Annotated in this window: 13 protein-coding genes; 4 read left to right on the top strand and 9 right to left on the bottom strand. The window is 68.1% G+C overall.

The genetic code is table 11. The features are described 5' to 3' along the window. Positions 1 to 18: 18 nt before the first annotated feature. From ACTOWJ_RS09315 to ACTOWJ_RS09300, 4 genes are all read right to left on the bottom strand, one after another. Complete coding sequence (locus ACTOWJ_RS09315) at positions 19 to 513, bottom strand: hypothetical protein (protein WP_441334322.1); 495 nt, start codon at positions 511 to 513, stop codon at positions 19 to 21. Positions 514 to 965: 452 nt separating this feature from the next. Next, positions 966 to 2,768 (bottom strand): XVIPCD domain-containing protein, encoded by a 1,803-nt coding sequence (locus tag ACTOWJ_RS09310; RefSeq protein WP_441334321.1) that lies wholly within the window; start codon positions 2,766 to 2,768, stop codon positions 966 to 968. A gap of 294 nt (positions 2,769 to 3,062) precedes the next feature. Continuing rightward, on the bottom strand, positions 3,063 to 3,272 hold the full coding sequence (locus tag ACTOWJ_RS09305; RefSeq protein WP_441334320.1) for a hypothetical protein: 210 nt from the start codon (positions 3,270 to 3,272) through the stop codon (positions 3,063 to 3,065). Between the two features lie 225 nt (positions 3,273 to 3,497). Beyond that, positions 3,498 to 4,358, bottom strand: coding sequence for an energy transducer TonB (locus ACTOWJ_RS09300; protein ID WP_441334319.1), 861 nt, complete (start codon positions 4,356 to 4,358; stop codon positions 3,498 to 3,500). A 195-nt stretch (positions 4,359 to 4,553) separates the two neighbouring features. Here ACTOWJ_RS09300 and ACTOWJ_RS09295 point away from each other — a divergent pair, with 195 nt between their 5' ends. Continuing rightward, positions 4,554 to 6,392, top strand: a complete 1,839-nt coding sequence (locus ACTOWJ_RS09295) for a monovalent cation:proton antiporter-2 (CPA2) family protein (RefSeq protein WP_441334318.1) — start codon at positions 4,554 to 4,556, stop codon at positions 6,390 to 6,392. Between the two features lie 156 nt (positions 6,393 to 6,548). Here ACTOWJ_RS09295 and ACTOWJ_RS09290 read toward each other — a convergent pair whose 3' ends face one another. The 4 genes from ACTOWJ_RS09290 to ACTOWJ_RS09275 all read right to left on the bottom strand — a co-directional run bounded on the left by ACTOWJ_RS09290 (position 6,549) and on the right by ACTOWJ_RS09275 (position 12,950). Continuing rightward, complete coding sequence (locus ACTOWJ_RS09290) at positions 6,549 to 9,914, bottom strand: ankyrin repeat domain-containing protein (protein WP_441334317.1); 3,366 nt, start codon at positions 9,912 to 9,914, stop codon at positions 6,549 to 6,551. After that, positions 9,907 to 10,224 (bottom strand): YcgL domain-containing protein, encoded by a 318-nt coding sequence (locus tag ACTOWJ_RS09285; protein ID WP_441334316.1) that lies wholly within the window; start codon positions 10,222 to 10,224, stop codon positions 9,907 to 9,909. The genes ACTOWJ_RS09290 and ACTOWJ_RS09285 overlap by 8 nt, the downstream gene beginning before the upstream one ends. A gap of 293 nt (positions 10,225 to 10,517) precedes the next feature. Next, positions 10,518 to 11,522, bottom strand: coding sequence for a cytochrome d ubiquinol oxidase subunit II (gene cydB, locus ACTOWJ_RS09280; protein ID WP_441334315.1), 1,005 nt, complete (start codon positions 11,520 to 11,522; stop codon positions 10,518 to 10,520). A gap of 27 nt (positions 11,523 to 11,549) precedes the next feature. Next, the gene (locus ACTOWJ_RS09275) at positions 11,550 to 12,950 is read right to left on the bottom strand and encodes a cytochrome ubiquinol oxidase subunit I (protein ID WP_441334314.1); all 1,401 of its coding nucleotides are present in this window, start codon (positions 12,948 to 12,950) and stop codon (positions 11,550 to 11,552) included. A gap of 628 nt (positions 12,951 to 13,578) precedes the next feature. On the opposite strand from ACTOWJ_RS09275, the gene ACTOWJ_RS09270 reads away from it, so the two are divergent. From ACTOWJ_RS09270 to hemF, 3 genes are all read left to right on the top strand, one after another. Beyond that, positions 13,579 to 15,969: a prolyl oligopeptidase family serine peptidase gene (locus tag ACTOWJ_RS09270; protein WP_441334313.1), complete on the top strand. Its 2,391-nt coding sequence runs from the start codon at positions 13,579 to 13,581 to the stop codon at positions 15,967 to 15,969. 133 nt (positions 15,970 to 16,102) lie between these two features. Beyond that, entirely contained in the window at positions 16,103 to 16,819 is a 717-nt protein-coding gene (locus tag ACTOWJ_RS09265) for a hypothetical protein (RefSeq protein ID WP_441334312.1), read from the top strand. 58 nt (positions 16,820 to 16,877) lie between these two features. After that, positions 16,878 to 17,792: an oxygen-dependent coproporphyrinogen oxidase gene (hemF, locus tag ACTOWJ_RS09260; protein ID WP_441334311.1), complete on the top strand. Its 915-nt coding sequence runs from the start codon at positions 16,878 to 16,880 to the stop codon at positions 17,790 to 17,792. A 200-nt stretch (positions 17,793 to 17,992) separates the two neighbouring features. Here hemF and ACTOWJ_RS09255 read toward each other — a convergent pair whose 3' ends face one another. Next, positions 17,993 to 18,478, bottom strand: a complete 486-nt coding sequence (locus ACTOWJ_RS09255; protein ID WP_441334310.1) for a DUF421 domain-containing protein — start codon at positions 18,476 to 18,478, stop codon at positions 17,993 to 17,995. Between the last annotated feature and the right edge of the window lie 181 nt (positions 18,479 to 18,659).

Below are 18,659 nucleotides of genomic sequence, written 5' to 3'. Positions count from 1 at the left end.
AAGAGAAAGCGGAGGACGTCAATGCAGTGCGGCGCCGAGCGACGACACGGCCGACAGGCTGTCGCGCAGCGATGCTTGGCTTCGGGCGCAGGCGCCGCGGCTCGCCTGCCAGTCGAGCAGGGCGAATCGGGTGCGGCTCAGGTGATGCAGGGCGCAGCGGCGGATCGCCGCGGGCGCGAGCGGATCGGACGCGATCCGGGTCAGGGCCTCATGCGCCAGGCACAGTTGGTCCCGCGCGGCGTCGCGATCGCGACGCTGGCGATGGACCACGGACAAATTGTGATGGGCCACGACCAGGGCGGCGAGGCAGTCGTCGGGCGATGCGGCGAGCGTGGCACCGCTCGCCAAGGCCGCAGCCAGCTGCAAGGCCTGCCGGTACAGTCGCTGCGCATGTGCGTATTGGCGTCGGTCGAACGCCGCATTGGCCTGACGCGTCAGCTCCCGCCATTGGGCGAGGCCGGCTTGCGCATCCGGATGCAGGATCGGTTCGGCGGCTGTGGAATGCGTACGCACGGGCGGCTCCTCGGTTGCAAGGGGCCCTTTGCGTGACGACTCGGTGCGTATTCAGGCGCCGGAATGATAGGCACGCACCGCCTCATCCGTCCACCCACTCGGTACCGCGATCGCGGCCGGCTGCGCGAACTGTGCGATGCGTCGACGGAGGAGCGCCAGTGAGAGCGGTTTGAGGCCCGATGCCGTTCGGTCGGTTTCCGGCCACGGCTGGAATCGACAGCGTCGGGCCTGAAGGTTCTTCCACGAGCGCGCGGCGGGTTCGACTCGATCGCGCCCCGCAGTCGCGAGGACATAAACGAAAACGCCCCGCATCCGCGAGGCGCTTGCCGTCGCCGCAACCGGCGGCGATCGAATCGGTCGTGGAAGGGCCTTCAGGTCCGACGCCGTTCAACCAGCTCCCGACCCATCTGGAACCGAAGCTTCGGGCCTGAAGGCCCTCCCACGAGCGCGCGTTACAACCCGCGGCCGCCGTTCTGTGCGAGCTGCGCCTGCGATTGCGTTTCCGCGTTGGCGGCCTGATGCGCCACCAACTTGCTGCTGGTTTCCACGCTCTGTTGCGAACCGCCGGCGACATCGAGCGCGACCATGCGCCGGGTCGGCGAATCCAGCTCGCCCTGCACGGCGAACACGCGGCTGCCGTCCTTGCTGGCGACCAGATGATCGACCTGGGTCAGGCCGCCCTCGCGGGTAGCCGGAACCAGCGCGGCAGCGAGGTTTTTCTGCTGCTGCTCGTTGAGCTTGCCGGTCAGCTCCGTGCCTTTGACCTTATCGAGCAGATCGCGGTACTGACCGTTGAGCGAGTTGGCGCCGCTGGTGAGGATCGCCGCCAGGCGCAGGCCTTCTTCGACCGCGCCGCCGAGCTTGTTGGTGTTGCGGTTGGCCGCTTCCTGCTGCGCCGCCGGCAACAGATAGGTGCCGCGCTCGCGTTCGCCGTCGCGATCGCGGACGTAGCGCTTGACGTCCTTGAGTTCCAGATCGAGGAACTCCTTGGCCGAACCCTTGGCGGCCTGCGCCAACAGCATCTGCTGTTGCTCGCTCAGCGTGCTCAGGCCCTGGCCCGATGCCAGCGCGTCGACCAGCGATTCGGGCTGCACCTTCTGCTTGAGGAAGGACAGGAAGCGCTCGCGCGTTTCCGGATTCTGGCCGACGCCATCGAGAATGCGCGTGGCCGTGGACAGCGCATTGCCGGCGTCGGTGGGCATGCCAGCGATCTGGCGCATCACCCCGGTGATCGCGCGCTTGGGCTCCATGCCTTCGGCGAACGGGAAACGCTCGCGGAACTCGTCCCATTGCGGCTTCAGGATCGCTTCGCGCACGTGCTTGATCAGTTCGTAGGCGCCGGCGGCGAAAGCGACGACGGCGATGCCGACCGGCGCGATGCCGATCAGGCCGCCGACCAGACCGGCATTGCGCGCACCCAGCAGCAGGGCGACGTTGCCGATGTTGCCGGCGGTCTTGAAGCCGCCGCTGAGCAGATCGAACGCGGCGTCGACGCGCTGGTCGGTGTCGAGCGGCTTGCCGGTGAGCGGGTCGCGGCCGTTGAATACGCGGCCGGCGTTGTGGCCGATGTCCTTGGCGCCGCCGACCACGTCCTTGATCGCGCTGTAGCGTTCGAGAATCTTCGCCGCCTCGCGCTCGCGCCCGCTGCGGGTGGCGAATTCCAGCACCGCGCTGAGCGCGACCGCGTCGAGCGGCTGGCCGTTGCGATGCGCGGTGGTGCCGGCCTTGATCGCCGCGTCCAGCGCATCGAGGGTTTCGGCGACCTCGTTGTGGCCGCCGGTGAGAGCGAGCTGCTTGAGTTCGCTGATCGGGCGGTCCACCGGCGCGGGCGGCAGGGCGTCGCGTTGCGTCGACCAGGTCTTGGCGTAATCGACCAGCGAGGTCTGCAAGTCGGCCGGCATCGCCACGGCATAACCGTGGAACGGCGGCGAGACGCGCGCATCGCCGCGGGTCTCGCCCGGGTGCAGCTTCCAGCTCAGCGCGGTATCGGCGAGCGCGCCGCCGGGCGCGCCGACCGAGTTCACCGTGGCTTCCAGGGTGTCCTCGTCCACCACCAGGCCGTTGCGTTGCAAGGCGTCGGCGACGACTGCGCGCAGCACGGTATCGCGCGACCACTCGTCGTCGGCGGGCAACAGCGCGGTGTAGGCGGTTCCGGGGGTTGGGGTCGCGCTCTGGCCGGCGTACCAGCGACGGGCGGCGGGGTCGCCGGCCGGGACGGGCCCGGGCGGCGTAATCGAATCGACTGCGGCATTCATAGACACTGGCTCCTTGTCGGTGCTACTGCTTCACGAGTCGCCGAGCCCGACTAGGGAGTGCGGTGCTACGGGTGGCGGGCGGTTCGGTGGTCGCTCATCATGCCCCCGTCCGGGGGCCAGGACAATTCGGGGCCGGATGGATGGGCCGAAGTCGCTGGATCGCGGCCGCGAGGCATTCACCTCACCGGGGGCGAAGAGCGTCGGGGCTGAAGCCCCTCCCACAAAAGACTTCGAGCATGCGCGGCGAGGCTGTGCAAGAAGCGCAGAGCTGTGAGATCTGTTGTGGAAGGGGCTTCAGCCCCGACGCGTTTCGGTCCGGCCGCCGCTGGCCTCCAAAACCTTCCCACATGTGCCGGCCGGTAGCGGCGAAGCGGCCGCTCCGGGCACGCGCGTATCCATGCCATCCGCGCCGATGCGGTCGAAACGCGCGGACGAATAATCGATGAGTTCCGGATTGCACGCGCTCAACATCAGCGCCAGCAGCACCGCTGCGACGGCCTTCATGGTCACCTCCCTGTGCGACGACGGATCGCTCCTGCCCGACGCCGGCCGCGTTACGGCCGGCGTCGTCCGTCATTGTCTCCGAGCGCTATCGCACAGGTCGCGACGGCTCACAACGCATCTGCGTTGCAGTGATGGAAGACCGTAAAACATAGGCGAATGCGTTGCAGTCGCCAGGCATCGGCGCGATGGCTTGCAACGCGCCGACGAGCTGATCGCGAGCGACGATCAACCCTGCGGCAACGGCGTCAGCAAACGCGGGCCGCGGCCGACCATCTGCATCTTGTCGCCCGACACGGCATCCACGCCGGCGGTCGCGTCGCGTTCGGAAGCTTGCCAGGACGCCTTCTGGCGCGGGCCGGGAACATAGGCTTCCCAATGCCCGTAACGCGCGTCTTGACGCTCGAACACGAAATCGACCGGCACCCGCACCGACCAATGGTCGTCGTCGACCTCCGGGCCCCGGGCCGGCGCCGTGAACGTCCAACGCTTGGCCGCCGTCACGCTGGCATCGGCGAAGAGTTCGCGGAACTGCTTCATCTGGCGCTCGTTGCCGACCGCCTTCAGATTGACCTGCTCGGCAAAGACCTCCTCCACCTTGCCGTTGCGGCCGATGCGCGCGACCAGGTACACCGTGGCGGGCGCCCGCGCGTAGGCCGCCGCCATCGGAAACACCGGCGGCTTAAACGATGCGCGCTTGGGCATTTCGTCTTCGGGCGTCTCGCCGAAACTGGCGCTGACGATGCGCAGGGCGAACTTGTCCGGGCCTTCTTCCGGCGCGGGGCTTGCGACCACTCGCACGCGCATCGATGTGGTCCCGGCGTCGGTTTCGCCGGGCTTGAGCGGATCGAACCGCCACTTCGACACCGAACCGCGGACCACTTGCCCGACCAGCGCCGGCACCTCGTTCTCGCGATCGATCTGCAGCGACCGCACCTGACCGTCGTCGGCGATGGTGACCCTGCCGGTGAGCACCATGCTCATCTCGATCTGCTTGCGCACCTCGGTCGCGCTCTTGCCCGCGCCGAACGCAGGCCATGCCAGCGCCGCAAACAGCAGCGCCGATGCGGTGTATTTGATCGCGTTCATCCTTGAGGTCCTTGAGTCCTGGCGGGCCCCGAAGCGGTCGGGGCGATTGAAATCCGGTGTATCGGCAACCATAGCAAACTCTCTGCGTCAGCCGCCCACGGCCGCGGGCGTTACCGGTTAGAACGCAACGTCGCGCCACCACCCTCCCCACAGCCGGCGCCCGCACAGGCCATAATTCAGAAACAGGAGGTGCCCATGCACGGTGGCGGTCTAGAACTTGCGTTGTTGTTTCTGCTCGCCGCGGTCATCGCGGTGCCGGTGTTTCGCAAGTTCGGGCTGGGCGCGGTGCTGGGGTATCTGGCCGCGGGCGTGGTGTTGGGACCTTACGGGATCAAGGTGATCGCCGATGCCGAGCCGGTGTTGGCGGCGTCGGAAATCGGCGTGGTCATGATGTTGTTCGTAATCGGCCTGGAGCTCTCGCCGGCGCGGCTGCGGGTGATGCGCAAGCCGGTGTTCGGCGCCGGCGGCCTGCAGGTGCTGCTCAGCGGCCTGGCCCTGGGCGCGCTGGCGATGTTCGGCGGCAACATGGGCTGGAAGGCGGCGACCGTGGTCGGCCTGGGTCTGGCGCTGTCCTCGACCGCGGTGTGCCTGCAACTGTTGTCCGAACGCAAGGGTTTGTCGACGGACTACGGCCGGCTCGCGTTCGCGATCCTGCTGTTCCAGGACTTGGCGGCGATTCCGCTGCTGGCGGCGATTCCGCTGATGGGCAAGGCCGCGGCGGTGGAAGGCCTGAGCTGGATGTCGGTGGCCAAGGCGGTCGGCGCGATCGCGGCGGTGGTATTCGGCGGGCGGGTGCTGCTGCGGCACGTATTCCGGGTGGTCGCGCGCACGCGGATGCCCGAGGTGTTCACCGGCGCCGCGTTGCTGACCGTGCTGGGTTCGGCCTGGATTCTGCAGACCGCCGGGCTCTCGGCCGGCCTTGGCGCGTTCCTGGCCGGCGTGCTGCTGGCCGACTCGGAATTCCGCCACGAGCTGGAATCGCAGATCGAGCCGTTCAAGGGATTGTTGCTGGGCCTGTTCTTCATGGCCGTGGGCATGAGCATCGACCTGCAACGGGTGCTGGCCGAACCGTTGCTGATCGGCTCGATCGTCGCCGCGCTGCTGGCGGTGAAATTCCTGCTGCTGTTCGGCGTGGGCATCAGCGCCGGCGGCCTGGACAAGCGCGGCGCGTTCCAGTTGGCGACGGTGATGTCGCTGGGCGGCGAGTTCGCCTTCATCGTGTTCAACGAAGCGGTCAAGGTCAATCTGCTCGACGATCCGACCCGCGACCGCCTGATCGCCGCGGTCGGCGTGTCGATGGCGCTGACGCCGCTGCTGATGATCGCCGCCCAGCGCATGCTCGATGCCGCCCCCGCGCCCACGGAAAAGCGGCCTTACGACGAGATTCCCGATCATCACCCGCAGGTGTTGATCGCCGGCATGGGCCGCTTCGGCCAGATCATCGCGCGCCTGCTGGTGGCGCACCGCACGCCGTTCATCGCGATCGAGAACAGCGCCGAGCAGGTCGATTTCATGCGTCGCTTCGGCAATGCGATCTACTACGGCGACCCGGCGCGGCCCGAGCTATTGCGGTCGGCCGGTGCGGCCCAGGTCAAGATCTTCGTGATCGCCATCGACGACCGCGACAGCGGCATCCGCACGGTGCGCACGATCCGGCGCCTGTACCCGAAGGCTAAGGTGTTCGCCCGCGCACGCGACCGCCGGCACGCCTGGGACCTGATGGACCTGGGCGCCGAACCGATGCGCGAGACCTTCCACTCCAGCCTGAAACTGGGCAAGGACGTGCTGATCGAGCTGGGCGTGGAGGCCGAGACCGCGCACGACCACGTCGAACGTTTCCGCGAACTCGACGAACGCATGCTCGAGGCGCAGTACCTGGTCCACGACGACGAAGATGCGCTGCTCCAGACCGCACGCGATGCGCGCAAGGAACTGGAGGAATTGTTCAACGCCGACCGCGGCGAAGGCGTTTTGGCGGGGATGGTCGACAAGCAGGCGACGACCTTGCCTGGGGACAATTCGACTCGGCATTGAGGTCTGCGGCGCTATCGCCACAGACGAAGTAAGCGACGTTTGGCGGTCGCGGCTTGCGCCGCTCCTACATAGGTTTCCTGTAGGAGCGGCGCAAGCCGCGACCGCGACACCTCAATGACGATCAAGCCCGGCCCGCCGGAGAACGCCGGCCGGGCCTCAGTTCCCCGGCCCGCGCAAGAACCTCGCCATCGACACACCGCCGTCGGCGCCCTTGCTCGGCGTGGCCGGGGCGAACTCGGCGGCGATATCGACGAAGCCGCGCATCACCGCGATCTCGCGCGGGGTGCGATTGAGCGCATCGCGCACGTCCGGGTTGGCGCCATGACGCAGCAGGCGCTGGACCACACGCAACAAACCGTGCAGCGCGGCCAGATGCAACGGGCCGAAACCGCGCGGGTCCTGCACGTCGAGCGAGGCCTCGTGGTCGAGCAGCAGTTCCAGGCCCGCGATCAGCACGTCTTCGTCCGCGGCCGTGCCGGGTTCGGCGCGCGCGCCGAGCAGCAGCAACAGCGGCGTGGCGCCGGCGGCCGACTGGTCGGCATCGACGCCGGCCAGCAGCAAGGTGTCGAACAAGGCGACCAGGCGGCTGCGTTCGCGCGCGGTGAAGCCGAACATCGCCGCGCAATGCAGGGCCATGCGGCCTTGCGCGTCGCGCGAGTGCACGTCGGCGCCGGCGGTGAGCAGGCGTGCGGCCAGATCGGTCAGGCCGAGTGCGCAGGCCACCATCAGCACGGTCAGATCGCCGGGCAGGCGCTGTTCCAGCGACGCACCGGCGGCGACCAGACGGTCGACGATCTCGCCGTGACGCATGCTGACCGCGGCCGACAGCGGCGTCGCGCCGGAGTTGGCCGCACGCTGCGGATCGGCGCCGCGCGCCAGCAGCAGATCGACCACCGCGCGATGACCGCCACCGGCGGCGCGTAGCAGCGCGGTGCAGCCCTGGCTGTCGGGGCTGTCCACCGCCAGACCCAGATCGAGCAAGCGACGCACCGCGTCGGCATCGCCGACGATCGCCGCGGCCGGCACGTCGGCGGCCTGCAGCGGGCGCTTGGGCAAGGGCCAGCCGCGCCAGTCCAGCCAGTCGGCCAGATCGCGCCGGCCCGAGGCCAGGGCCACGCCGAGCGGGGTCTGGCCGTCGGCGGCGAGCAGATTGGGATCGGCGCCGTGCGCGACCAGCCGCTTGAGCATGGCTTCGCGGCCGAGCGCGGCGGCCAGGTGCAGGGCGCTCATGCCATGGCTGTCGCGGGTGTTCAAATCCATGCCGGCGGCGAGCAAGCGTTCGAGCAGGCGCGACCAGCCCAACCGCACCGCGATCGCCAGCGCCGGATCGCCGCTCGCGGTACGCGCGAACGGATCGGCGCCGCGTTCGAGCAGGTCCACCGCGAACTGTTCCAGACCGCGCGCGGCCTGATCGCCGGCCGAGCAGGTCGCCAGGAACCGTCCCAGGCCGCCGCGGCCGGCCGGCGATACGCCGTGGCGCAGCAGTGCCTGCAGCGCCGGCAGCGAATCGGGGGCCTGGTCGAGCAAGCCGAACAGCACCGTATCGCCGGCGGCATTGCGCACGTTGGCATCGGCACCCTGGCCGAGCAGCCAGTCGATGCGTTCGGGGGTCGGGACCTGACCGTTTTCTTCGTGCAGTTGCGCGCCCAGCTCGGCCGGGCTCAGCAGCTTGGCCAGGCCGGTGAGTTCGGAGGCGCGGCCCTCGCGCAAGCCGTCGCGCAGCAGCGCGGCCGGCATGCGGTCGACGATCACCCGCTCGCCCTCGGGTGCGTCGCTGTCGCCCTCGCCGCTGACCGCGGCCGGCAACGGGTAGGCGCGATCCAGCGCGGCCACCAGCGACCAACGCCCGGCCTCGGCGGCGCGGTCGACCGCGCGCTTGCCCTGGCGGTCGCGCAGCTCGGCGTCGATGCCCAGATCGAGCAGACGCACCACCAGCGGCGGCGACGCGGTTTCGGCCTGGCAGGCCAGGATCAGCGCGCTTGCGCCGTCGGCGTCGATCGCCTTGGCCTCATTGACGCCGCCTTGCGGCAGATGTTCGAGCAACCGTTCCAGCACCGCGGCGCGGCCGCCGCGCGCGGCTTCCAGCAGCGGCGTGCGCTGTTGGTTGTCGATCGCGTTGGCGTCGGCGCCGGCGGCCAGCAGGGTGGTGACGATGTCCAGATGGCCGGCGAAGGAAGCGGTATGCAGGGCGCCGCGGCGCTGAGCATCGCGCGCGTCGATGCGCGCCTTGTGCTTGAGCAGCAGCTGTACGCCGGCCGGATCGTCCTCGTCGCCGCCGGCCGCGGCCAGCAGCGCGGGCGCGCCGCCGGGGTGTTCGGTCTTGGCGCCGCGTTCGAGCAGGAACTTGGCCAGCCGCCAATTGCCGCTGGCGCAGGCCACGCCGAGCGGGCTCAGGCCGTCCTGGTTGAGCGGTTCCAACTCGGCCTGGGCATCGCGCAGCAATGCGGCGACGCCGGGATCGGAGCTGCGCGCGGCATGATGCAGCGGGGTGTTGCCTTCGTGGTCGGCCAGGCGCGGATCGGCGCCGTTGGCGAGCAGGGTCATGACCGCATCGGGGCGGCCGTGCCAGCTGTCGCGGGTGGCCGCCAGCAGCGGGGTCATGCCGGCGTGGGCGGCGTTGAGGTCCACCCCGTGGGCGATCAGCGCACGCAACAGGCGCAGGTCCGGCAGCACCGCGGCCAGCACCGGCAGGCTGCGGCGGTCGCGGTCGTCGCCGACCGGGGCCGCGTTGACGTCGGCGCCGAGCTCGATCAGCTCCAGCGCGCGCTCGACCTTGCCGGCGCGCGCGGCGGCGTACAGCGCCGGGACCAACTGCGCATCGGCCAAGGGTTCGCCGTCGTCGAACAGTTCCTCGGCGTTATGGACCGTATCGAGTTCGGGATCGAATTCCACGCCCGGCAGCGCCTGCGCCGGGGCGATCGACTGCAGCAACGCATGCAGCGCCGGCGACGCCAGGGCGAAGGCCACCGCCAGGGTCCAGCGCGCGCCGCCCGACAGCAGCCCGGGCCAGGCCAGCAGCACGGTCGCACCGGCCAGGCCGGTGACGATGGCGGCCACGCCCAGGCCGCGCCAGGCGCCGAGATCCAGATCCGCCAGCCGCGCCCATTGCGGCGGCAACGGCGTGCCGTCGCGTTCGCTGCCCTGCCACAGCGGCCACAACCGCCACAGGCCCAGCAGAATCAGGCCGGCAACCACGCTCAGGCCGAGCGCGGCCAGCAGCGAGCCGCTTTGCTGCAACGCGCTCAGCGGCCAGGCGACCAGTGCGGCGGTGGCCGCGGTGACGCCGCCCCACAACGCGGACAGGGTCAGCAGTTCGGACTTCCACGCCGGCTTGTCGTCGCGCCGCTTCCACAACCGCGCCGCCAGGGCGAATGCCGGTTGGGACAGGGCGCCGCCGACCAGGGCGATCAGCGCGCCGACCGGACTGCCGCCGAAACCGGTCGCCAACGCCAGCACCAAGCCGGCGGCGAGCGCGAGGCCGAAACCGCGGGACAAGGCGCGCGGGCTGGAAGCGTCAGGCATCGGGCGTCGGTGCCTCGGCGAAGAACGGCGGGGACATGGCGGATGGGAGCAGGGCGGATGGGAGCAGGGCGGATGGGAGCAGGGCGGGCGGGAATTGCAGGTGGAAACCGTGCGCGCGCAGATTCCGGCGCACCTGCTCGGCATCAGCGCGGGCCAGCTTGCGCTGCGGGGTCAGCTCGACCTCGAGCACGAACTGCAGCGAACCTAATTGCTCGCGCATCAGGTCGGGCAGGCGCTGGAAATCGTCTCGCGCGCTCAGATACACGTAGGTGTCTGCCTTGCGGAGGCTTTTGTAAACGTAGGCTTGCATGGGGCGGGCGGTACAGCCGGGGGAGACTGTTTTTCTGCATCGCAGATGTGATGCACAGCATACCTGCCCGTCAGGGCTACGCGAACTTCTGTGTTCAGCGCAAGGCCCGGACGGGAGTGGTAGGTCGCGAAAAGCTTGTTCCGGTGGAAACTCGCCCCGTTTGAAAAGGGGGCTGGCGCCTGCGCTGGGCTGCGCCAGGGGATTTGCTGGGGGCACCGCGATCTGACGCCAATCCCCCTGCCCCCTTTTTCACAGGGGGGAACAGCCACCTCTTCGGGGAAGGGACATTGCGGCTAGTGATACCCCGCATCCGCCGCGATCTTTCCGCTGAACACCCGGTACGACCAATACGTGTAGCCCAGGATCGCCGGCAACAGCACCACCAGCCCGGCCAGCACGAAGCCCTGCGAGGACGGCGGCGAGGCCGCATCCCAGATCGTCAGCCCCGGCACGATGTTGGGCCAGATGCCCGCCACCAGCCCGACGAAGCCGAGCACGAAGAACCCCAGCGCGTAGAGGAACGGATGCCCGTCGCGGCCCTCGCGCATCACCGAGCGCCACAGCGCCCAGGCATTGGCGATCACCAGCAGCGGCACCGGGAACAGCCAGTAGAAATTCCCGCCCTCGAACCAGCGCGCCATGATCCGCGAGTCCAGGAACGGCAGCCAGGCGCTGACCAGACCGATGAACACCGCCACCACTAAAACCAGCGGTCTGGCCAGCGTGCGCGCGATCGACTGCATGCGGCCTTCGGTCTTGAGGATCAGCCAGGTCGAACCCAGCAGCGCATAACCGAATACCACCGCCGCGCCGGTCAGCATCGAAAACGGGCTGAACCAATCGAAGATGCCGCCGACGTACTTGCCCTCCTGCATCGGCATACCTTCCACGATCGCGCCCAGGATCACGCCCTGGGCGAACGCGCAAAACAGCGAGCCCAGCGCGAACGCCGCGCCCCAGGCCGATTTGGCCCGCTTGGCCTTGAAGCGGAACTCGAAGGCCACGCCGCGGAACACCAGCGCGATCAGCATCAGCAGCACCGGCAGATACAAGGCCGACAACACCAGCGCGTAAGCCTTGGGGAACGCCGCCAACAAACCGGCGCCGCCGAGCACCAGCCAGGTTTCGTTGCCGTCCCAGATCGGCGCGGCGGTGTTCATCATGTGATCGAGCTGATCCTCGTTCTCGGCGAACGGCGCCAGAATCCCCAGGCCGAGCACGAAGCCGTCCAGCAGCACGTACATCAGCACGCCGAAGCCGATCACGCCGAACCAGATTACCGGCAGCCAATATTCCATCGTCCTACTCCGTCTGGTTCGCCGCGCTCAAGCACCGGCTTCGCTGGATTCGTCCGGCAGCGACAACGGCCGCGCCGGGGTTTTGTCGCCCAGTCCGTTGCGCGGCGGCGGTTCGTGCGGGTGCGGGCCCTTGCGGATCAGCTTGACCAGATAGCGGAAACCGGCGCCGAACACAGTGAAATACACCACCGCGAACACGATCAGCGAGGTCATCACGCTGGCCGCTTCGATCGGGCTCACGGCATCGGCGGTGCGCAGCAGACCGTAGATCACGTACGGCTGTCGCCCGATCTCGACCACGTACCAACCGGCCAGGATCGCCACGAATCCGCTCATCGTCAGCACCCGCCATCCCCACAGCGCCGCGCGCGATTCGTACAAACGCTTGCGCCACAACTGCCACAGCGAGAACGCGACCAGGGCCAGCATCGCCATGCCCAGACCGACCATGACCCGGAACGCGTAGAACACCGGCTTCACCGGCGGCCGTTCGCTGGCCGGCACCGACTTCAGCGGCTGGATGTCGCCGTCCAGGGTGTGGGTGAGGATCAGACTGCCGAGCTTGGGCACGGCGATTTCCAGATCGTTGCGTTCGGCCTTTTCGTTGGGTATCGCGAACAGGATCAGCGGCACGCCCTCGCCCGGCGGATTGGATTGCCAGTGCGCTTCCATCGCTGCGACCTTGATCGGCTGATGCTCGCGCACGTTCAAGCCGTGCAGATCGCCGACGAACACCTGGGTCGGCACGGTGATCGCGGCGAAGATCACCGCGGCCTTGAGCATGCGCTTTCCGGCTTCGACATGGACGCCGCGCAGCAGATACGAAGCGCCCACGCCGCCGATCACGAAACAGGTGGTGATGAACGCCGCCAGCACCATGTGCGCCAATCGGTACGGGAACGAAGGGTTGAACACGATCGCCCACCAATCGGCCGGTTCGAACACGCCGTCGACGATCTTGTAGCCGGTCGGCGTCTGCATCCAACTGTTGGCCGAGATGATCCAGAACGTGGAGATCAAGGTGCCCAAGGCGACCATGCACGTCGCCAGGAAATGCATTTTCTCCTCGACCCGGTTCCAGCCGAACAGCATCACGCCCAGGAAAGTCGCTTCCAGGAAGAACGCGGTGAGCACCTCATAGGACAACAGCGGCCCGAGGATGTTGCCGGCCTGCTCGCTGAGCACCGCCCAGTTGGTGCCGAACTGGAAACTCATGACGATGCCCGAGACCACGCCCATGCCGAAGGACACGGCGAACACCTTGGTCCAGAAGAAATACAGATCGCGCCACAAGGTGTCGCGAGTGCGCAGCCAGCGCCATTCCACGAACGCCAGCCAACTGGCCAGGCCGATGGTGAAGGCGGGAAACAGGATATGGAACGAAATCACGAAGCCGAACTGGATCCGCGACAGCAACAAGGCGTCCACGTGCATTGCCTCCATGACGCACGACTGCGCGCCAGCGGGTTCATTTTGCGCCGCAACATGCACCGGTAACGGCGGTTTCTTGGAAACACATAAAGCGCAAAGGCGGTGAGCGCGGTGTGGTCAGCGGCGCGGGTCGGCGCGATGAGGTTCGGTTTTGTGCGCAGTGGCGGTTCTGGATCAAGCGCTTGCACGCGATCGTGCGTCGGCCTGAGCTTGGGTGACCCTGGCGCCTATGCCGCGCAGGTCGCGCCTCGATGTGACAAACGGCGGCATGCGGGCGGCGGTCTGCGTCGAAGGATGCGGCGATCTAGACCGAAAGCGCCGGGCCTGAAGGCCCTCCCACGAGACTTCGGACCTTCACGACGTCATCCCCGCGAAGGCGGGGATCCAGGGCTTCATCGCGACGTGGACTTCGAGGTCTCTTGTGGGAGGGCCTTCAGGCCCGACGCTCTCCACCGCGCATACCACCCGCTCCAGCGAAATCACCGATCGCGCAAACCCGGCGCCTCGCCACCGAAATCGCACACTGACGGCTGCGCACTACCCCGTGGCCATGACCAACGGCCGGCCCGTCCCAAGCCCCCGGACTGCTAATCTGCGCCCTCTTTTTGTCCCAAGAGCCCGTTCGATGCGCATCTCCTACGCCACGCTCGCCGCCCTGCCCCTGGCGCTGCTCGTCAGCGGCGCCTTAGCGCAGACCGCCCAGCCCTTGACCCTGGCCGACACCATGGCCGACCCGGACTGGATCGGCCCGCCGGTCGAACGCGCCTGGTGGGCCTGGGACGGCCAGCGCGTGCAGTACCAGCTCAAGCGCGACGGCGGGATTATTCGCGACACTTGGCAGGCCGGCGTCGCCGGCGGCACGCCGCAGCGCCTGGAGGGCGCCGCGCGCGCCGACATCGACGCGATCAACCCGGCCTTTGATGCGCAGCGCGCGCGCATGGCCTTCATCCGCAACGGCGACGTGTTCGTGCGCGATCTGCGCAGCGGCGCCCTGACCCAGGTCACCCGCAGCAACGACACCGAATCGCGCCCGCAGTTCGGTCCCGGCGGCAACCTCGTGTTCCGGGTCGACAACCAGTGGTATCAGTGGCGCGCCGGCCAAGGCGTGAGCCTGGCCGCGCAAGTGCGCGCCGAGAACGACCCGGCCAAGCCGCCCAAGGCCGACGTGCTGCGCGATTACCAATTGGCCACCATCGACACCCTGCGCAACGACCGCGCCGCGCGCGACGCCGCGCGCGAACAGGACGAGGCCTGGCGCATGAGCGACGGCACCCGCGCGCCCAAGCCGGTGTACCTGGGCGACGAGGTCGAGATCGTCGACAGCGCGCTCTCGCCCGACGGCCGCTATCTGCTGGTCGTGACCCAGGCCAAGAAGGGCGAAGCCGGCGCCGCCGGCAAGATGCCCAAGTACGTGACCGAATCGGGCTACGAAGAATTCGAGGAAGTGCGCACGCGCGTCGGCCGCAACGAGCCGCTGCCGCAGAAGCTGTGGCTGGTGGATGTGGCCAACGCCAAGGCCAGCGAACTCAAGTTCGACAAGCTGCCCGGGATCGGCGACGACCCGCTCGCCGCGCTGCGCAAGAGCGCCAAGCTCGATCCGCTCAAGGGCGATCGCCCGGTGCGCATCGAAGCCAACGGCGACGGCAGCGGCGCGTCGATTCATTGGAGCGACGACGGCCGCCGCGCCGCGGTGCTGGTGCGCGCGATCGACAACAAGGATCGCTGGCTGACCTCGGTCGATCCGGCCAAGGCCGCGCTCGATACCCGCCATCGCCTGACCGACAAGGCCTGGGTCGGCTGGGACTTCAACGATTTCGGCTGGCTTGCCGATGGCGGCCTGTGGCTGCTGTCGGAACAAAGCGGCTACTCGCACCTGTACGTCAGCGACGGCGGTGGCGCGCCGCGCGCGATCACCTCGGGCAAGTGGGAAGTCTCCCAGCCCACATTGGGCGCCGACGGCAAGACCTTCTTCTTCCTGTGCAATCGCAAGTGGCCCGGCGATTACGAGGTCTGCGCGGTCGACCGCGGCGGCGGCGCGGTGCGCGAGGTGACCGCGCTCGACGGCGTGGAGAGCTTCTCGGTCTCGCCCGACGGCGGCAAGCTGCTGGTGCGTTATTCGAGCAGCTACACACCGCCACAGGTGGCGGTGGTCGATGTGAATGGCGCAGGCGCCGATGCAGGGCACACGGTCAAACTCACCGACACGCGCAAGGACGAGTTCAAGAAACGCGAGTGGATCCAGCCCGAGTACGTGCAGGTGCCGTCCAAACACGGCGCCGGCGTGGTCTGGGGCAAGTTCTATGGGCCGAAGAACTACGAGCCGGGCAAGAAGTACCCGATCGTGATGTTCGTGCACGGCGCCGGTTATCTGCAGAATGTCAGCAACCGCTACCCGAACTACTTCCGCGAGCAGATGTTCCACAACCTGCTGGTGCGCGAAGGTTACGTGGTGCTGGATCTGGACTACCGCGCCTCCGAAGGCTACGGCCGCGACTGGCGCACCGCGATCTACCGCCAGATGGGCTATCCGGAGCTGGAGGATTACCTGGACGGCCTGGACTGGCTGGTCGCCAACAAGCAGGGCGACCGCGACCGCGCCGGCATCTACGGCGGTTCCTACGGCGGCTTCATGACCTTCATGGCGCTGTTCCGCGAACCGGGCAAGTTCAAGGCCGGCGCCGCGCTGCGTCCGGTCTCCGACTGGTCGCAGTACAACCACGAGTACACCAGCAACATCCTCAACACGCCCGAACTGGATCCGCAGGCCTATAAGAAGTCCTCGCCGATCGAATATGCCGCCGGCCTGAAGGACCATCTGCTGATCGCTCACGGCATGATCGACGACAACGTGTTCTTCAAGGACTCGGTGATGATGACCCAGCGCCTGATCGAACTGCGTAAGGACAAGTGGGAGATCGCCCCGTATCCGCTGGAGCGTCACGGCTTCACCCATCCCGATGCGTGGTACGACGAATACCGCCGGATCCATGAGTTGTTCAATCGCACGTTGAAGTAAGTCCGGCGCGCACGGGCCGCGCCGCGGCCCGTGTTCCGACCGGCACGATCGCCGAAGCCCACGATGGGCTTCATCGCCGCACCGATCGCGCAAACCACGCGCACCGGCGGCGCACGACCAAGGAGATGTCGCTATGGGATTGATCAGCCGTTTGTTCGGACGCGGAAAGAAACCCGACGAGGCCGGACGCGCACAGGCCGAAGGCGAGGATGCTCCCGCCGCTGCGATCGCGCCGGAACTGGCGACGGCGCTGGCCGCGCTGCAACGCCCGGATTTCGAAACCGCATTCGCGCTCGCGCGCGAGCATGTCGAGGCGGCTGCGCCCGACACCCGCGCCGACGCGCACCGGCTGTGCGCGCTGGCGTTGAGCGAACTCGATCGCTACCCGCAAGCCTTCGACCATTGGCACGCGCTGTTCGATCTTGAGCCGAGCGCGCACAACGCTCTGCAACTGGCGACCGTGTCGGCGATGTGCGACGAAGTCGAGCGCGGCGAAGCCTGGCTGATGCATTTCGATCAGATCAACGCGGATACGCGCGAAATGTCTCCGGTTTCGGCGCGGACCAATTTCATCTCCGCGCTCAACCGCGCCGGCCACGGCCAAGCTGCGCTCGCGCATCTGGAGTGGTTGCGCGATGTCTACGAGCAAGTGCGCGTCACCGATTCGACTTATCTGTACATGCGCGGGATTCCGTTCCTGAGCGCCTTTTTCGACAACAGCCTGCCGATGCTGCAAGCGCAGCTCTCGCCGTCGCAGGTTCGCCACTGGTACTCGGCGCTGGACGGGAAGCTAGACGAAGACGGGCAGGCGCAGTTGCAGGCGTGGATCGCGGGCTTGCCGGCGGACTGAACCGCGCGCGGCGGGCGGTCGCATCCTGCCGCCGCGACGGCCCCGGTAGAATGGGCGCATGAGCGACTTCGACCGCGTACGCGACTACCTCTCCGGCCTGCAGGACCGTCTGTGCGCCGCCATCGAACAGGCCGACGGTCAGGCGCGCTTCGCCGAGGACGTGTGGCAACGCCCCGAAGGCGGCGGCGGACGCACCCGCATCCTGCGCGGCGGCAAGGTGTTCGAACAGGCGGGCATCGGCTTTTCCGACGTGTCGGGCACCCAGTTGCCGCCCTCGGCCACGGCCGCCCGGCCGGAACTGGCTGGCGCCTCATGGCGCGCGGTCGGCGTGTCGCTGGTGTTCCATCCCAACAATCCCTACCTGCCGACCACTCATGCCAACGTGCGTCATTTCCGCGCGATGCGCGACGGCGAAACCGTGGCTTGGTGGTTCGGCGGCGGCTTCGACCTGACCCCGTTCTATCCCTTCATCGAAGACGTGCGCCACTGGCACGGCACCGCGCGCGCGCTGTGCGAGCCGTTCGGCGGCGAGGAGCGTTATCAGGCGCACAAGCGCTGGTGCGACGAATATTTCTTGCTCAAGCACCGCAACGAAACCCGCGGCGTCGGCGGTTTGTTCTTCGACGATCTGCACGGCGATTTCGAGCGCGATTTCGCCTATCAACGCGCGGTCGGCGACGGTTTTCTCGACGCGTACCTGCCGCTGGTGGAGCGACGCCGCGACACGCCCTACGGCGAACGCGAGCGGCAGTTCCAGTTGTACCGGCGCGGGCGCTACGTCGAATTCAATCTGGTGTTCGACCGCGGCACCTTGTTCGGCCTGCAGTCGGGCGGACGCACCGAATCGATCCTGATGAGTTTGCCGCCGCTGGTGCGCTGGGAATATGGCTTCCGCCCGGAAGCGGACAGCGACGAGGCCCGGTTGGCCGAGTATCTGGTGCCGCGCGATTGGCTGGGCGAAGCCACGGGCTGACACCGGCGCGCTCGCGGCCGCGTCGCTCATCGGCAATGCGCGGTCGGTCGGCAATGCGCGGTCGGGGCTGAAGCTCCCTCCCACAAAAGACTTCGCTGGCTGCAGGGCGCGTGTTGGCAGGGCTCCGCGCGACTCACGAGGTCTTTTGTGGGAGGGGCTTGAGCCCCGACGCTTTTATTGCCCGGGGCAAACCACCACGCTCACCCGCTCTTATCCGGCTTGCGCAACATCGTGATATGGCCATTGGTCTCCAGCATCGCCAACGCGATGTGATCGATTTCGTCGCAATCGTTCTCGCGCATGGCTTTCTCGAAATCGGCGCGGCTGACCAGTTCGCGGCGCAATACGTTGCGGAACACGTGGCCGTCTCGCGCCAGCACCACCGGTTCGCCTTCCAGCACCTTTTCGGCGCGGGCGCTGCGCGCGGCGAGGTAGCCGACCGACCAGTTCAACACCATCAGCGTGCTCGCCAGGATCAGGCCGCCGGTCACCGAGTTGTCGCTGCCCAGCAGCGCGTTCTGCACCGCGTTGCCCAGCAGCACGATCAGCAGCATGTCGAACGAGGTGAACTGCCCCATCGTGCGTTTGCCCGACAGCCGGATCATCGCCAGCAGCACGAAGTACACGATGCAGGCGCGGACCAGGTACTCCCACCACGGCATCGACAGATGGAAGGCGTCGGACATCGGGCGAACTCCTGGCGGGCGGCGGCAATGGCGCGATTGTGGCGCGCCGCCGCGTGCAACGCCCGTCACGACCGGTCGGCCCGGGCTCCGTGCGCGCGGATCCGCATCGGCGGCGGGCGCGGAGGCAGCGATTCGGCGGCGCTGGAGCATGGGTCGCCCGCGCCGACGGTCATTCACGCAT

Origin of the sequence: Lysobacter sp. CA199 (assembly GCF_052078715.1) — a bacterium.
GTDB lineage: Bacteria > Pseudomonadota > Gammaproteobacteria > Xanthomonadales > Xanthomonadaceae > Lysobacter.
The sequence above is the reverse complement of the archived record's forward strand: the minus strand, read 5'-3'. Positions and strand labels throughout refer to the sequence as shown.